This is a genomic window from Hymenobacter sp. BT559, from assembly GCF_017571525.1.
Taxonomy (GTDB): Bacteria; Bacteroidota; Bacteroidia; order Cytophagales; family Hymenobacteraceae; genus Hymenobacter; species Hymenobacter ginsengisoli.
In genome coordinates, this window is the sequence record NZ_JAGETY010000005.1 from 199,938 (window position 1) to 213,567 (window position 13,630).

At 62.5% G+C, this 13,630-nt stretch carries 10 protein-coding genes; 4 read left to right on the plus strand and 6 right to left on the minus strand.

All coding sequences use genetic code 11. From position 1 onward, the window contains the following. Positions 1-162: 162 nt before the first annotated feature. On the minus strand, positions 163-3,945 hold the full coding sequence (locus J4D99_RS09080) for a PKD domain-containing protein (RefSeq protein WP_208131378.1): 3,783 nt from the start codon (positions 3,943-3,945) through the stop codon (positions 163-165). A gap of 287 nt (positions 3,946-4,232) precedes the next feature. Here J4D99_RS09080 and J4D99_RS09085 point away from each other — a divergent pair, with 287 nt between their 5' ends. Further along, positions 4,233-4,655: a BrxA/BrxB family bacilliredoxin gene (locus tag J4D99_RS09085; protein ID WP_208131379.1), complete on the plus strand. Its 423-nt coding sequence runs from the start codon at positions 4,233-4,235 to the stop codon at positions 4,653-4,655. Between the two features lie 168 nt (positions 4,656-4,823). On the opposite strand, the gene J4D99_RS09090 is transcribed toward J4D99_RS09085, so the two are convergent. Together J4D99_RS09090 and recQ are read right to left on the minus strand one after the other, a co-directional pair. Beyond that, complete coding sequence (locus J4D99_RS09090) at positions 4,824-5,792, minus strand: class I SAM-dependent methyltransferase (RefSeq protein WP_208131380.1); 969 nt, start codon at positions 5,790-5,792, stop codon at positions 4,824-4,826. Between the two features lie 92 nt (positions 5,793-5,884). Beyond that, entirely contained in the window at positions 5,885-8,095 is a 2,211-nt protein-coding gene (gene recQ, locus J4D99_RS09095; protein ID WP_208131381.1) for a DNA helicase RecQ, read from the minus strand. Between the two features lie 193 nt (positions 8,096-8,288). On the opposite strand from recQ, the gene J4D99_RS09100 reads away from it, so the two are divergent. Together J4D99_RS09100 and J4D99_RS09105 are read left to right on the plus strand one after the other, a co-directional pair. Then, a complete protein-coding gene (locus tag J4D99_RS09100; RefSeq protein ID WP_309509623.1) occupies positions 8,289-9,299 on the plus strand; it encodes a KpsF/GutQ family sugar-phosphate isomerase in 1,011 nt (336 codons plus the stop codon). A 115-nt stretch (positions 9,300-9,414) separates the two neighbouring features. Continuing rightward, positions 9,415-10,503: a mannose-1-phosphate guanylyltransferase gene (locus tag J4D99_RS09105; RefSeq protein ID WP_208131382.1), complete on the plus strand. Its 1,089-nt coding sequence runs from the start codon at positions 9,415-9,417 to the stop codon at positions 10,501-10,503. Positions 10,504-10,573: 70 nt separating this feature from the next. Here J4D99_RS09105 and J4D99_RS09110 read toward each other — a convergent pair whose 3' ends face one another. The 3 genes from J4D99_RS09110 to J4D99_RS09120 all read right to left on the minus strand — a co-directional run bounded on the left by J4D99_RS09110 (position 10,574) and on the right by J4D99_RS09120 (position 13,320). Then, complete coding sequence (locus J4D99_RS09110) at positions 10,574-10,927, minus strand: hypothetical protein (protein ID WP_208131383.1); 354 nt, start codon at positions 10,925-10,927, stop codon at positions 10,574-10,576. An 84-nt stretch (positions 10,928-11,011) separates the two neighbouring features. Beyond that, positions 11,012-12,046, minus strand: a complete 1,035-nt coding sequence (gene rlmB / locus J4D99_RS09115; protein WP_236018588.1) for a 23S rRNA (guanosine(2251)-2'-O)-methyltransferase RlmB — start codon at positions 12,044-12,046, stop codon at positions 11,012-11,014. Beyond that, positions 12,019-13,320 (minus strand): GWxTD domain-containing protein, encoded by a 1,302-nt coding sequence (locus J4D99_RS09120; protein WP_208131384.1) that lies wholly within the window; start codon positions 13,318-13,320, stop codon positions 12,019-12,021. The genes rlmB and J4D99_RS09120 overlap by 28 nt, the downstream gene beginning before the upstream one ends. On the opposite strand from J4D99_RS09120, the gene J4D99_RS09125 reads away from it, so the two are divergent. Continuing rightward, positions 13,319-13,612 (plus strand): DUF4834 family protein, encoded by a 294-nt coding sequence (locus J4D99_RS09125; protein ID WP_208131385.1) that lies wholly within the window; start codon positions 13,319-13,321, stop codon positions 13,610-13,612. The genes J4D99_RS09120 and J4D99_RS09125 overlap by 2 nt on opposite strands. Positions 13,613-13,630: the final 18 nt, after the last annotated feature.

The window sequence follows — 13,630 nt, forward strand, 5'->3', positions numbered from 1 at the left end:
CGGCGGGCCATAGCTACTGGGGGCAAGTTTGGCTGACCAGGGCCCGCGCCTCGGTAAACACCCGCCAATAGCCTGCGAACAATTGCCACATTGCCCAAGTACCACGCAAAAGGCCGGGCCCCCATCGCCCAGCCCGTTGACTACCTAGGCGTTCAACTAATCTTACTCAAACACGATGCGCCGGGCCGCCGGGGTGCCGCCGGCCGGGGCATACAGCAGGCTGTAGAGCCCCGGTGCCAGGCCCAGCTGCAGGGTGCGCTCTAGGGCTAGCCCGCTTTGCTGCACCTGCTCCTGCCACACCACGCGACCCAGGTTATCGACCAAGCGCAGGCTCACGGTGCCCGTGAAGGCAGGTAGCCGCACGTGCAGGCTAGTGCCAGCCGGGGTGGGGTTGGGCCAGGCTTCGAGGCCCACTATGCTGGCGGCCGTGGTGAGGGCTAGCAGGTTGCCGCCCACCTGCACGTTGTCGATATACAGCGAGTTGCCATAGTTATTAACCCCCACAAAGCGCAGTACCACGCTGCGCCCGATGTAGGGCGAGAGGTCAATGCGCTCCTGCCGCCAGTCGGCGGCTGATTTTGGAATAAATAAGTAGTCGCGCGTAGCTGCGGTGGGCAGCGTGGCCTGGCCCTTGGCGTAGGGGCGGCCTAGCACGGCGCCGGTGCAGGCATCCGCTACTTGCACCAGCAGCGAATCGGCCGAAACGGTGCCGGTTTTGCTATCGATAGCCGTAGCGTAGGCTACGTCGAAGAGCAGGGTAGGCAGCGAAACACTCGTCAGGTTGAGGGATGGCGTATATACGGCGTCGCGCTCGCCTATCTTGGGGTCGAAGGCAAACGGCGCGCGCAGCACGTGGCTGCGTACACCCTGGCGGTTAATAGTGGTATCGCGCACGGCCCAGGCAAATTTGCCATCGGGGTTCACCAGGGTCCAGCCCGCCGGCAGGGCTAGCGAGGCGTCGAAATTCTCCGCGAAGGGAATGGTCCGGCCCGTCGTCACTTCCACGGGCAGGGAGTAAGCGTTGCTGCCATAGGCATTGCTGACCACCAGCGTGGCGGTGTAAGTGCCGGCCGTGGCGTAGGTCACATTGCCGGGGCTAGCCGCCGTCGAGCTGCTGGGCGAGCCGCCCGGAAAACTCCAGGCGTAGCTGGCCGGGCAGTAGCTGGCCGTGCTGCTGAACGACACCACGCCGCCCGGGCACACGCTGGCGCGGCTGGCCACGGGCGTAGCAAGCGGGGCCCGGCCATACACAAACACCACCCCCGTATCGGTGCGGGCGGACGTGCCGTTGGCGTTGCTTACGCTCAGCGTCACGCCATAATGCCCGGGTGTATTGTACACCACCGTGGGGTTGCGTAGGGTAGAAGTGGCCGGCGTGCCCCCGGGGAAGGTCCAGCTCCAGGCCGTGGGCCGCAGGGCCGAGGTATCGGCAAAAGCTACCGTGAGGCCGGGGCAGCCCACGGTGGGCGTGGCTGTGTAAAGCGGAATGGGTGCCGCCACGGTGCTCGTCACGGCAATGTCGTCGAAGAGGCGCCCGCGCTGGCTGGCCACCGAGACCGAATTGAGCTGGGTGCCGCTGTACTGCTGAAAGCGCAGGCGCACATCGTTGCCCAGCGTGAGGCCATTGGTAGCGGCAAACTGCGTCAGGCTCACCGTCTTGGTTTGGTAAGTGGTAGTGGCGTTGGTGCCCGTCAGGTCTACAAGGCGGTACCAGCTAGTGCCGCCATCCACGCTCAGGGCCACGCCGTCGGTGTTGCTGCGGGTGGTGAATTGCGTCGGCATGGCCTCGTCGGTTTCACTGGCCAGCTTGCGCTCGCGGAAGGTGAGCTGCAGGCTAGCCCCGGCTGTGCCGGTGAGGTGCCACGTCACCTCATTCAGGCTAACACTAGCCGAGGAGCCGGTGAAGGGGGCATCGAGTACCAAGTGATAGCGGCCCGACGCCGGCCCTAGCGTAGTGCGCACCTGCACGCGGCCGGCCCCGGTGCTGTTTACGAGCCAGCTCGGGGGCAGCGCACCTTTCTCCAGGTCTTGCACAGCGGGCGGCGCCTGGGCCACCACCGGCCCATAAATGGCCGTGAAGGCGTCAATTAGTCCCGCACCAGTATAGGGGTCGGTGGCCGAGCTGCCAAGGAGCCGCGCCGCGCCCACCAGCCGGCTATACACCTGGGCGGGCGTGAGGCCGGGCACCGCCTCGCGCAGCAGCGCGGCCACGGCCGCCGCGTGCGGCGCCGCCGCCGAGGTGCCGTAAAAGTTGGGGTAGCCGTTGCGGTCGGTATCCTGAGTGCCGAAAAAGCTGGTGTCAGTGCCGTCAATCGAAGCAATATCAGGCTTTTGGCGGTATTCTACGGCTGCTAGGGCCGTGCCCGTGGGGCTGAATAGAAAAGGCAGCGCGCCACCTTTTGAAGTGAAGTACTCGGCCGTGCGCTGGTTGGTGTAGGCCACGGCGCCCACGGCCTGAGCGCTGGCCGCGGCCGCGTGGCCCACAAGGGTGGGGCTGCTTGTTTCCCACTCGCTAGGGCCCGCGCCGGCGGTGCCGTTGTTCACATACTTCAAACGGGCTGGGTCGGCGGTTCCGGCCCGGCGCACAATCACAAAGTCGAAGGTCGTGGTGCCGCTGGTGGTAGCGTCGTTAGTGTAATCCAGCATTTCAAGTGGTGTCTGCGACTTGATATTATTGTCATCAGAGCGGGCCACGGTGTCGGCTGCCACGCCGTTTTTCACGGCTATCAGGTACATGTCGAGGTCGGTTTTTACGCCGCTAGCCGTGTAGTAGGGGTCCGACCATTCGAGGGTCGGAAAAAACTCCTGACTGTTAGTCAGGGTAATGCGCTGGGTGACATCAGTAGTGGCGCCCGACACGTCGAAGTTTAGCCGTGCCGCTGCCCTGGTGCCGAGGGTGGCCTGCACAAACTGCGGGGCATTGTTCTCGTAGCTCTGGTCGGCCTCATTGCCGGCCGCTGAGAAATAAGCCACGCCGCGTTGTGCCACTACCTGGTTGATAGCCTGCGCGATAACGCCATCCTGGTAAAACGGCTCGCCAAAATACGCAATGTCATCTACCAGTATCTGGCAATTGCCCTTGGCCGGGTCGGCCAGCGCCAGTACCTGCTGGGCAAAGTTGCCCTCCCCCAGGTACACGCTGCTGAAGGCTAGCCCCGCGCCGGGCGCAAGGTCGTAGATGAGCTGGCTCATGGCGCGGCCCTCGTCGGTGCCGCGCTGCTCGTCGGTAAGGTCTTGCAGCACCTGCACAGTGGCCGGCAAGTCGCCCGAGGCCACGTCGGCCGCCGCCCCATTGGTCGAGTTAAACGAGTCGCTCATCACCCCTATGCGCACACCCTTGCCCGACAGCAGTCCGGGCCGGGTGGCGCGCACACGCTCGGCTTCCAGCGCGTAGTCGGCTTGGCTGGTCACGAGGCCGCTGCGCACCTGGGGCTTCAGCATGGGCACCACGCCGAGCAAGCCGCGGCTCACTAACCCCTCAATACCTTGGCTGCCAGGGGCTAGCTGGCTCAGCGGCAGCATGCCTTCCACAAAGTGCAGCTCCGGGTAAGCCGATACCACCTGGAACCCCCGGCTGGCCAGGCCAGGCAGCAGCGCGCTCACATCCTGGGCCGTGATGCGCACCAGCACCGCTGAAGTTTCCTTGTTGAATTTAAGCCGCGGAAAGTCATCGCGCAGCGTGAGGTGGGCATCGGCCGTGGTGCGGTTGGTGGCGCCAGCCTGCTGGCGGTAGAGGCGCTGCAAGTGGCCGCTCAGGCGCGAGCGGCGGTCGGTGGGCTGGTCAGTCAGGCGCTGGGTTGCCGTCGGGGCTCGGCCGGGGGCTAGCTGCCGGGCAGTGGGCGTGTGCGGGTCGTCGGCCTGCGCCCAGGCGGCCGAGCTTAGGCCAAGGGCGAAGAGCCCGGTGGCCGCTAGCCGCCGGAAAATAGGAAGGATAGAAAACTGCATAGAAACCGCGAACAAGAGCCTGGGATGGCTACTAGCGCCAACGAGCGAAGGTCAGCAATTAATTCGCGCGCCGGCCCGCTAATTGCCCACTCGCACCGCCTGCTGGTCGAGTCCAAAAGTTGAATCGGCCAAACCGACGCGCTAGCCGACCATTGCCGGGCCAACTACCGGGCTAGCCAGGCGTTAAACTTTTTGCCACGCTACTGAATTATAGCAGCCGGCACCCGCCAGGCCGTAATTTTGTACAAGCCGGCATGGGTGCCGCGCACTTTTAAGTTATTATCCCCATGGCTGTTTACCCCGAATATATGGTAGCCCCCATCCGCCAGGACCTGGTGGAGGCCGGCTTCGAGCAACTGATGTCGCCGCAAGAAGTGGATGCGGCCCTGGCCGACAAAGAAGGCACCGTGCTGGTGGCCGTTAACTCGGTGTGCGGCTGCGCCGCCGCCAAGGCTCGCCCGGCCCTCAAGCTGGCCCTGGCCAGCGCCGACAAAAAGCCCAGCAAGCTCGTGACCGTGTTTGCCGGCATGGAAACCGACGCCGTGGCCAAGATGCGCGAGCACCTGCTGCCCTACCCGCCCTCGTCGCCCTGCATCGGCCTCTTCAAAGACGGTGAGCTTGTGCACATGATTGAGCGCTACCACATCGAAGGCTCTGACCTGATGCGCATTGTCAACAACCTGCAAGGCGCTTTCGAAGAGTACTGCTAGACCGCAGAGTAGCTACGCTGAACTTCGTTTCAAACGGATTTTGTAGATGCTCTTGCCTGCGGCAAGCTGACTACGCTAGTTGGCGCTGCGGATAGCTTGTATTGGTGTTACGTTTTACGTTTGGAAGAGCCCGTTTGCTCAGATTGAGCAAGCGGGCTTTTTTGTGCCCTAGTAGGGCTTCTGGTACACACCAAACAACAGGTCGCTCGGGTGCTCGGCCAGAAAAGCGTCTTCGGCCGCGAAGAGCGAGGCTAGCAGCTGCTGGGTGGTCGGGTCGTCGGCCAGGAAGTGGTGGGCAATGTCTTTGAGCACCAGCGCTAGTAAGTTGCCGCCCACGGCTTTTTCTTCCAGCACCCTAAACTGCCCACGCACGGCCGGCAGAATATACTCACTTTCCACCGCCTCCGACGGGTCGGCTAGCCGCATCCGCAGTCGGCCCGGCCCGGTAATCCGGCTTTTAAACTGGCCCGACTTGTAGCGGCGGTAGCTAGTCGGCAGCTGGGCTAGCAGCTCATTGGCAGCCGCGAGCTGCGCGGCGGTCCACTGCAGGCGGTTGGGGCCCACGTAGTCGTTGAGAATGAGCAGGCCACCGGGTCGCAGCGCCTGCCGCACGTGTGCCACGAGCGCCGGCACCCGCCGAAAGTGGTGCAACGCCGAATGAAACAGCACCACGTCGTAGGCCGCCGTGGGCCACGCCTGCCGGTTCACATCGCGCAGCTCAAAGCGCATATTATACAGGCCCTCGGCCGCCGCCCGCTCGGCAGCAGCCCCTAGCAGCGCGGGCGTAATATCTACGCACTCGACCAACTCAAACTCAGAGTGGCGCGCAAAGGCCAGCTCGTGGCTGCAGCTACCGCTGCCCAGCGAGCACAAGTGCAAGTCGCTGCGCCCGCGCAGGTATTTTTTTACCACGTAGGGCTCGTAGGGTAGCGTAGGGTCGCCGCTGATTTTGGTGTTCCAGCGAGCACGCACGGCCGGTACTATCCACCAGTTGGCCGTTTGCAAGCCAGGGTCGTCGAAGGTACCCTGCGTGCGTGCCAGCCCGCTAGGGTTCAATTTAGAAAGCAGAAAGCCCGCCCCACGCTGCCGCAGCTTCGCCAGGGTTTCTACAAAGTCATCGGCAGTGAGCAGCGGCATCGGCCGCAAAGCTAGCCCGTAGCAACACAAAAACGGGCTGCCTGTTGGAGCAGCCCGTTCAAAATAATTGTTGCTACTTAACTGATGGATAGCTAGTTGGCTACTTCACTCAGGAATTTAATGCGCATCAGCCGCACTTCTTCTTCCGAATAATCATCGGGGCCTAGCTCGTTCATGGCCACTGCGATGTTATCAGTGGTAGCCGTCATGAAGTAGTCGTAAATCTCGTCCTGCTTGTCCTCATCAACCACATCCTGAATGTAGTAGTCTAGGTTGAGGCGCGTGCCCGAGTAGCAGATATGCTCAATTTCCTCTACCAGCTCAGTCATCGAAATGCCCTGGCTGCGGGCAATGCCCGCCAGGTCCATCTTCTTGTCAATCTGCTGAATGATGTAAATCTTGAGCTTCGAGCGGTTCACCGTGGATTTAATAATTACGTCGGCAGCCGTCTCGATGTCATTGTCCTCCACGTACTTCTTGATGGCGGCCACAAAGGGCGCCCCAAACTTCTGGGCCTTGCCCTGGCCCACGCCCGCAATGTGCGTCAGCTCGTGCAGGCTCTGCGGGTAGGTGGTGGCCATTTCCTTCAGGCTAGGGTCCTGAAAGAGCACGTAGGGCGGCAGGTTCTTCTGCTTGGCCACCTGCTTGCGCAGCTCTTTAAGCTGGGCAAACAGCGCTTCGTCGTGGCCGGCGGCTTGCTGCACTTTCTCCACGTCTTCCTCTTCCTGCTTCTCAGCCTCGAAGTCGTGGTCCTTAGTGAGCGTAAAGGCGTGCGGATTTTCGATAAAATCGATGCCTTTCTCGGTGATGCGCACCAGGCCGATAGAGTCGATGTCCTTCTCCAGCAGGCCATTGAGCAGGCACTGGCGCAGCACCGACAGCCACAGCTGCATGTCGCCGCTCAGCGCCTTGCCCTGGCCATACACCGGCAAGCCGGTGTGGCCGTAGCTCTCAATGTGGGGATTAGAGAGGCCTAGCAGCACCTGCGCCACGTGGTCGAGGCCAAAGCGCGCCTCGGTTTGTACCACTGCGCGCAGGGCCAGCCCCACGTACTCGCGGCCCTCAAACTTCTCCTTGGGGTGGCGGCAGTTGTCGCAAAAGCCGCAGTCCTGGTCCAGGCTCTCGCCGAAGTAGTGCAGCAGCTGGCGGCGGCGGCACACGGCGCTTTCCGAGTAGTTCGTCATTTCCAGCAGCAGTTGCCGGGCGTTGTCGCGCTCGGTCACGGGCTTGTCCTTGCTGAATTTTTCGAGCTTCAGAATGTCGTCGTAGCTGTAGAACATCAGGCAGTTGCCTTCTAGACCGTCACGGCCGCCGCGGCCGGTTTCCTGGTAGTAGCCCTCGATGCTCTTGGGCGCGTCGTAGTGAATTACGAAGCGCACATCGGGCTTGTCGATGCCCATGCCGAAGGCGATGGTGGCCACAATCACGTCGCAGTCCTCATTCAGGAAGGCGTCCTGATTGCTCATGCGGGTGTGCGGGTCGAGGCCGGCGTGGTAGGGCAGGGCGCGCACGTCGTTCACGCGCAGCAACTCGGCCACTTCCTCTACCTTCTTGCGGCTCAGGCAGTAAATGATACCCGCCTTGCCCTTGTGCTGCTGCACGTATTGAATGAGCTGCTTTTTGGTATTGCGCTTGGCGCGCACCTCGTAGTAGAGGTTGGTGCGGTTGAACGAGGTCTTAAAGACGCTCGCATCATCCATTTGAAGGTTTTTCTGGATGTCGAGCTGCACCTTGGGCGTGGCCGTGGCCGTAAGGGCGATGAGCGGAATACGCCCGCCGAGGTTGTCGATAATACCGCGAATCTTGCGGTACTCAGGCCGGAAGTCGTGGCCCCACTCCGAGATGCAGTGGGCTTCATCAATAGCCACGAACGAGATGGCGGTTTTCTGCAAAAACGCGATGGTATCGTCCTTGGTCAGGCTTTCGGGCGCCACGTAGAGCAGCCGCACGTCGCCGGCCATCACGTCTTTCCGGACGCGGTTCATCTCCGTCTTGGTCAGTGTCGAATTGTAGACCTGCGCGTTCACGCCAAACGCGGCGAGCTGGTCTACCTGGTTTTTCATCAGAGCGATGAGCGGCGAGATGACGATGGCCGTGCCCGGCAATACCAGCGCGGGAAGCTGGTAGCACAGGCTTTTGCCCGCGCCCGTGGGCATGATAACAAACGTGTTATTCCCCGCTAGTATGTTCTGAATGACAGCCTCTTGGGTGCCCCGAAACTGGCCAAAGCCGAAAACTTCTTTAAGCTTGGTTTTCAGCTCTGCGTTGGCAACAACTGGTTCTTCAAGGGCGGTCAGTGACATAGACTAGCAAGTAAGGCGAATCGGACAGCGTGAGGTTATTAGCGAAGATAAGCAGGAGGGGAACTTTTTCTTCGCAAAATCGCCAATGACACGTAACATTTTAGAAAAGTTCAAACGCCTGGGCGGCAGCGGCGCGGGCTAGCCCAGGCGCCCCACCGAAAGCCTGAGCCGCCCGGCCGGCGTATTTTTGGCCGTGCAACCAACTTCTGCTTCTTCGGCCGCCGCGGCGGCTCCCGTCGATGTGCTGGCCGTAGCCCGCCAGGTGCTGTTTACCGAGGCCGACGCCCTGCGCGACGTGGCCCAGGCCGTAGGCGCTACCCCCGACTTTGCCCGCTGCGTGGCGGCCCTGCTAGCCCTGCGTGGCCGCGTGGTGGTGACGGGCGTGGGCAAAAGCGCCCATATCGCCGGCAAACTCGTGGCGACACTCAACGGCACTGGCACGCCAGCGCTGTTTATGCACGCCGCCGATGCCATCCACGGCGACTTGGGCATGATTCAGGCCGAAGATTTTGTGGTAGCCATCAGCAAGAGCGGCGACACGCCCGAAATCAAGGTGCTCGTGCCGCTGCTGCGCCGCAAGGGCGTGCCGCTAGCCGCCCTTGTCAGCAATGCCGACTCGTACCTGGCCCGGCAGGCCGACTACGTGCTGCACGCCCCCGTGCGCCGCGAAGCCTGCCCCCACGACCTGGCACCCACCACCAGCACCACGGCGGCCCTGGCCCTCGGCGATGCCCTAGCCGTGTGCCTGCTCGAAAGCCGCCAGTTTTCGGCCCAGGATTTTGCCCGCCTGCACCCCGGCGGCACGCTCGGCAAAAAGCTCTACCTCACGGTAGGCGACCTCAGCCGCCAGAATCAGCGCCCGCAGGTGGGCCTGGCCGCGCCGCTGCGCGAGGTGCTGCTCGAAATATCGGGCAAGCGCCTGGGCGCTACCGCTGTGCTCGACGAGGCCGGGCACCTGGCCGGCATCATCACCGATGGCGACCTGCGCCGCATGCTGGGCCGCGGCCACCTCAGCGAGCTCGATGCGCTCACGGCGCGCGACATCCTTACGCCCCAGCCAGCTACCATTGCTATCGGGGAGTTTGCGGCTGAGGCGCTGGCCCGGATGCAGGCCCGCAACATCACGCAGCTGGTAGTACTCGAAGGCGGCGAGTTTGCCGGCTTCATTCACCTGCACGACCTGCTGCGCGAAGGGCTGGTGTAAGGTGCTGATAGCGTTGCGCTAGCAGATTTCCTTATGTTCAAGCCTGGCGTGGGCGCCCCAGGGCTAAGCAGGCTGACGCCTATCTTCGTCCCAACGGACTTCGCCCGTACTCTCTATGGAACATACCTATCTCGTCGTGATGGCGGGCGGCATTGGCAGCCGCTTCTGGCCCTTCAGCCGCACGCAACACCCCAAGCAGTTTCACGATGTGCTAGGCGTGGGGCGTTCTATGCTGCAGCTTACGGTAGACCGCTTTCGCGGCATCTGCCCGCCGGAGAACATCTTCATCGTTACCAACCGCGACTACATCGGGCTGGTACACGAGCATCTCCCCGAACTGCCGATGAGCCAGATTCTGGGCGAGCCCATTGGGCGCAATACGGCACCTTGCATTGCTTACGCCAGTTACTGCATTGCGCAGCACGACCCCGAGGCTACGCTTATCGTGACGCCCGCCGACCACGCTGTGCTGCGCGAAGAAGAATTTCGTCGCCTCATCCGCGAAGCGGTGGCCTCTGCCCGACAGCATGATGTGCTTATTACGCTTGGTATTCACCCTTCGCGCCCCGATACGGGCTACGGTTACATTCAATATATGGATGAGCCTGCTCACCATCTGCCCGACTCGGCGCTTTATAAGGTGAAGACTTTCACGGAAAAGCCCAATAGCGACCTGGCGCGTATGTTTGTCGAAAGCGGTGATTTTCTCTGGAATGCGGGCCTGTTTATATGGCGGGCTAGCGTCATTATTGAAGCTTTTCACCACTGCCTGAGCGATATTGCTGAGGTATTTGAAGAAGGAAAGCACCTGCTGGGCACCCCACTGGAAGAAGCCTTTATCGAAGAGGCCTATTCGCGCTGCCGCAACATTAGCATCGACTTTGGCGTGATGGAAAAGGCTAATAACGTGTACGTACTGCCCGCCGACATTGGCTGGAGCGACCTCGGTACCTGGGATTCCTTGCACCAGGTAAGCTCGCGCGATGCACAGGGCAACGTAATAGATGGCGAGGTATTATTATACGACACCCGTGAGTGCCTTATCAAAACGCCCCACGAGCGCCTCGTGGTGGTGCAGGGGCTGGAAGGCTACATCGTGGCCGAGTACGATAATGTGCTGCTCATCTGTCAGCGCTCGGAGGAGCAGCGCGTGAAGGAGTTTGTGGCCGATGTGAAGGCGAAAAAAGGCGTGGGGTACAATTAACCCGTAGCAACACAAAGAGGCCGGCACAAAGAGGCCGGCTGAAGCCGGCCTCTTTGTGTTGCCAGCTGTGCTATCGAAGCTTGGTGAGTATCAAGTCCAGCTTATCATTTAGTTCGGTATGCATAGCTTGCTGGCTGGTCTTGATTTCGGTCACGTCCGTCTTTAGGCTAGTAACATCCGTTTTTAGCTCGGCTACGTCCGTCTTTAAGCCGGCTACGCTCGTTTTTAGCTCGGCTACATCGGCTTTAATAACAATGTGTTCGCGAAGCAGAAACGAAATATTGTCGCTTTGCTGAACGGCAAGCGTAGTAAGTTGCCCCACTGCGTTGGTCAATTGCTTTAGTTGGGCCGTGTGGAGGTCCAGAATAGTCATTGCTTCCGAAAGCAATGGCTCGAGCTGGTCAAGGCGCTGGTCAGCAGCCATAAGGTATCGTGGGAATTGCGGCTACTCCTATACGCGAAAATACAAACAGTGTCAATGAATGGAGATAGCGAAGACCAGCGTTAGCTACCCCCGGCCCTTCGCCACTTCAAACAGCATGATGCCGGCGGCCACGCCCACATTCAGGCTCTGAATCTGGCCGCTCATCGGGATGCGCAGGCGCTGGTCGCAGAGGCGCAGCAGCTCGGGGGCAATGCCGTCTTCCTCCGAACCCATGACCACCGCAATGGGGCCACTGAGGCTAGCCGGCGCGGTGTGGCCGAGGTCGGCATCGGCCTTTTCGGTGCAGGCAATGACAGTAAGGCCACTTTCCTTCAAAAAGGTGATGGTCTGGCGCAGGTCGGGCTCGCGGCACACGGGCAGGATGTTGAGCGCGCCGGCCGAGGTTTTTACCGCATCGCCGTTGATTTGGGCGGCGCCGCTGCTAGGCACCACCAGGGCCTGCACGCCCAGGCACTCGGCCGTGCGGGCAATGGCGCCGAAGTTGCGCACATCCGTCACGCGGTCGAGCACGAGCACGAAGGGCACTTTGCCATCCTCAAATAAGCCGGCCAGCAGCGTGTCGAGCGGGGCAAAATCGATAGGCGACACGAAGGCTACGGCGCCCTGGTGGTTTTTGCGGGTCAGGTTTTCAAGCTTCTCGATGGGCACGTACGACACCGGCACATTGGCCTGGCGGGCCAGGTCGGAGATATCCTGGGTCATCGAGTTTTTGGTGCCGCGCAGCAGGAAAATCTTATCCAACGTCCGGCCCGCATTTAGCGCTTCTAAGATGGGGCGCAGGCCAAACAGCATGTCGATGCTGCGGTCGGCCGCGGGGCGGGTGTTGTGCTGCTTGAAGGCGGGCGCACCGCGCTCGCCGCCCGGCTTGCGCTGCACCTGGCGGCCCTGCTCGTCGTAGAATGGGCGCTGTGGGCGGGCGCGGCTAGCCCCCTCGTTGCCACCCGCGGGGCGGCGGTCTTCGCGGCCGGGCTCGCCCAGGCGCTCGCGCGACTGGCCGGCGCCAGCGCGGCGGTTATCGCTAGCCCCCTCGCGGAAACGGCGCGGCACGTAGTCGTCACTAAACCCGTCGTTTAGCGGGCGGTCATTGTTGTTCTCCATTTTTCTACAGCGGCATACCAGAGCATTTCATACTCGGGGCGGCGCACCAGTTCGTAGTTATCAGGTGCTAAGGTACTAGGGCGCGGCCGGAAGGTGAAGGCCACGGCCTCGCCCTGGCGGCCTGCTTGGTCGTAGTGCCAGCGCTCCTCGCCGGTGGGCAGGCGGCGCACGCTCTGGGGCGGGCCTAGCACCACGTAGAGCAGGCCGCGGTCGGTGAGCCAGCCGGCTTTGTGGCCGGTGAAGAGCTCATTGGCAGTCGTTACGTGTTGGTAATAGCGCCGTATCAGGTCGCGGCCCCGCGCCTGGTCGCCACCTGCCGCATCGAGCCAGAAGCGGTCGATGGCCCGCTTGGGGTCGGGCGATTTTAGCAGGGCCTGGCGCTCGGCGGCGGTGGTGAGATAAAGCAGCGGCTCAATGACTTCGGGCGCGGTGCGCTGGCCCGGAAAGCTGGCGGGCACCACTAGCAGCGGCACCGTGCGCACGGGCTCGCCGCCCGCGCCACCTACTTTCAGGGCATAAAGCCCCTGCTCGCGCAGCCGCAGCAAATTGCCCGCCGCTACCGGCGCGGCCGAAGAGTCGAGCACCCCGAGCGTGCGCGGCGCGGCCGGCTGGCTATGTGGGTCGGTGAAGGGCGGCAGGGCCGGCGTGCCGGTGGGGTAGCGGCGCCAGCGCACGGGCTGACCCAGGCCATAAGTAGCTACGGCTACGCCTTCGCCTGCATTTAGATAAGGCCGGGCGAGCACCAGCCCAGCCGAGTCGAGCAATACAAAGGGCCTAGCCAATACCTCGGGCGTGAGGCGCAGCCAGGCCGTGGTGCCAGGGTCTTGGTCGGCGCCGGGCGGCTGGCTGGCAAGTGAGGGCTTATCGAGGCTGACTTGCAGCACCGCGCCCGGCGCGAGGCTAGCGGCTGCCACGGCCGCCGTGAGCACCTGCACTGGCGCGGCGGGGTCGGAGCCGGGGTAGGGGCGGGCCGCGCGTACTAGCTGCCACTGCGGCTGCTTGGCCTCGTAAGTGGCCCAGCCGGTGAGGCGCAGCCGCACGGGCGCGGAACCGGCAGCCGGCGCGGGCTGGTTGATAAAGATGCGGAGGCTGTCGCCTTCGCGGCGGGTGGCGGGCAGCAGCCGGTCGGGCACCGGGCGGTAGAGGCCGGCAAAATCGGGCGTGGGCAGCAGCTGCGGCGCGGCGCCCAGGCTGCTAAGGCCGACTAGCCCAAGCGCCAGCCAGAACTTAGCTTTCCGCCCGTCGTAAATTGCCTTTCTTTTCAGATAACTCATGGGCTTCACGCTTTCGCTGCTGATTTTCTTTGTGCTTGTACGGTTTGTGCTGCCTCGGGTGCTGCGCGCCGTGCTAGGGGGCTTTGTGCGGCAGCAGGTGCATAAGGCGCAACAGGGCGGTTTTTACCCGCCCAGCGGCTTTCCGGGCGGAAGCTACCAGGCGCCACCGCAAAGTGAGTCGGCCGCCCGGCCCGGCCAGGTACGCGTCGAGTACATGCCGCCAACTAGCTCCACTGGCGAGCGCAAGCCCGAATTTCGGGGCGGCGAGTATGTAGACTATGAAGAAGTCTGAACCATGGATTCGGACGGA

Coding starts and splice junctions, on each gene's coding strand:
- J4D99_RS09125 (WP_208131385.1), top strand. CDS start 13,319: ATGGGCTTCACGCTTTCGCTGCTGATTTTCTTTGTGCTTGTACGGTTT.
- J4D99_RS09085 (WP_208131379.1), top strand. CDS start 4,233: ATGGCTGTTTACCCCGAATATATGGTAGCCCCCATCCGCCAGGACCTG.
- rlmB (WP_236018588.1), bottom strand. CDS start 12,046: ATGGAGAACAACAATGACCGCCCGCTAAACGACGGGTTTAGTGACGAC.
- recQ (WP_208131381.1), bottom strand. CDS start 8,095: ATGTCACTGACCGCCCTTGAAGAACCAGTTGTTGCCAACGCAGAGCTG.
- J4D99_RS09090 (WP_208131380.1), bottom strand. CDS start 5,792: ATGCCGCTGCTCACTGCCGATGACTTTGTAGAAACCCTGGCGAAGCTG.
- J4D99_RS09105 (WP_208131382.1), top strand. CDS start 9,415: ATGGAACATACCTATCTCGTCGTGATGGCGGGCGGCATTGGCAGCCGC.
- J4D99_RS09080 (WP_208131378.1), bottom strand. CDS start 3,945: ATGCAGTTTTCTATCCTTCCTATTTTCCGGCGGCTAGCGGCCACCGGG.
- J4D99_RS09110 (WP_208131383.1), bottom strand. CDS start 10,927: ATGGCTGCTGACCAGCGCCTTGACCAGCTCGAGCCATTGCTTTCGGAA.
- J4D99_RS09120 (WP_208131384.1), bottom strand. CDS start 13,320: ATGAGTTATCTGAAAAGAAAGGCAATTTACGACGGGCGGAAAGCTAAG.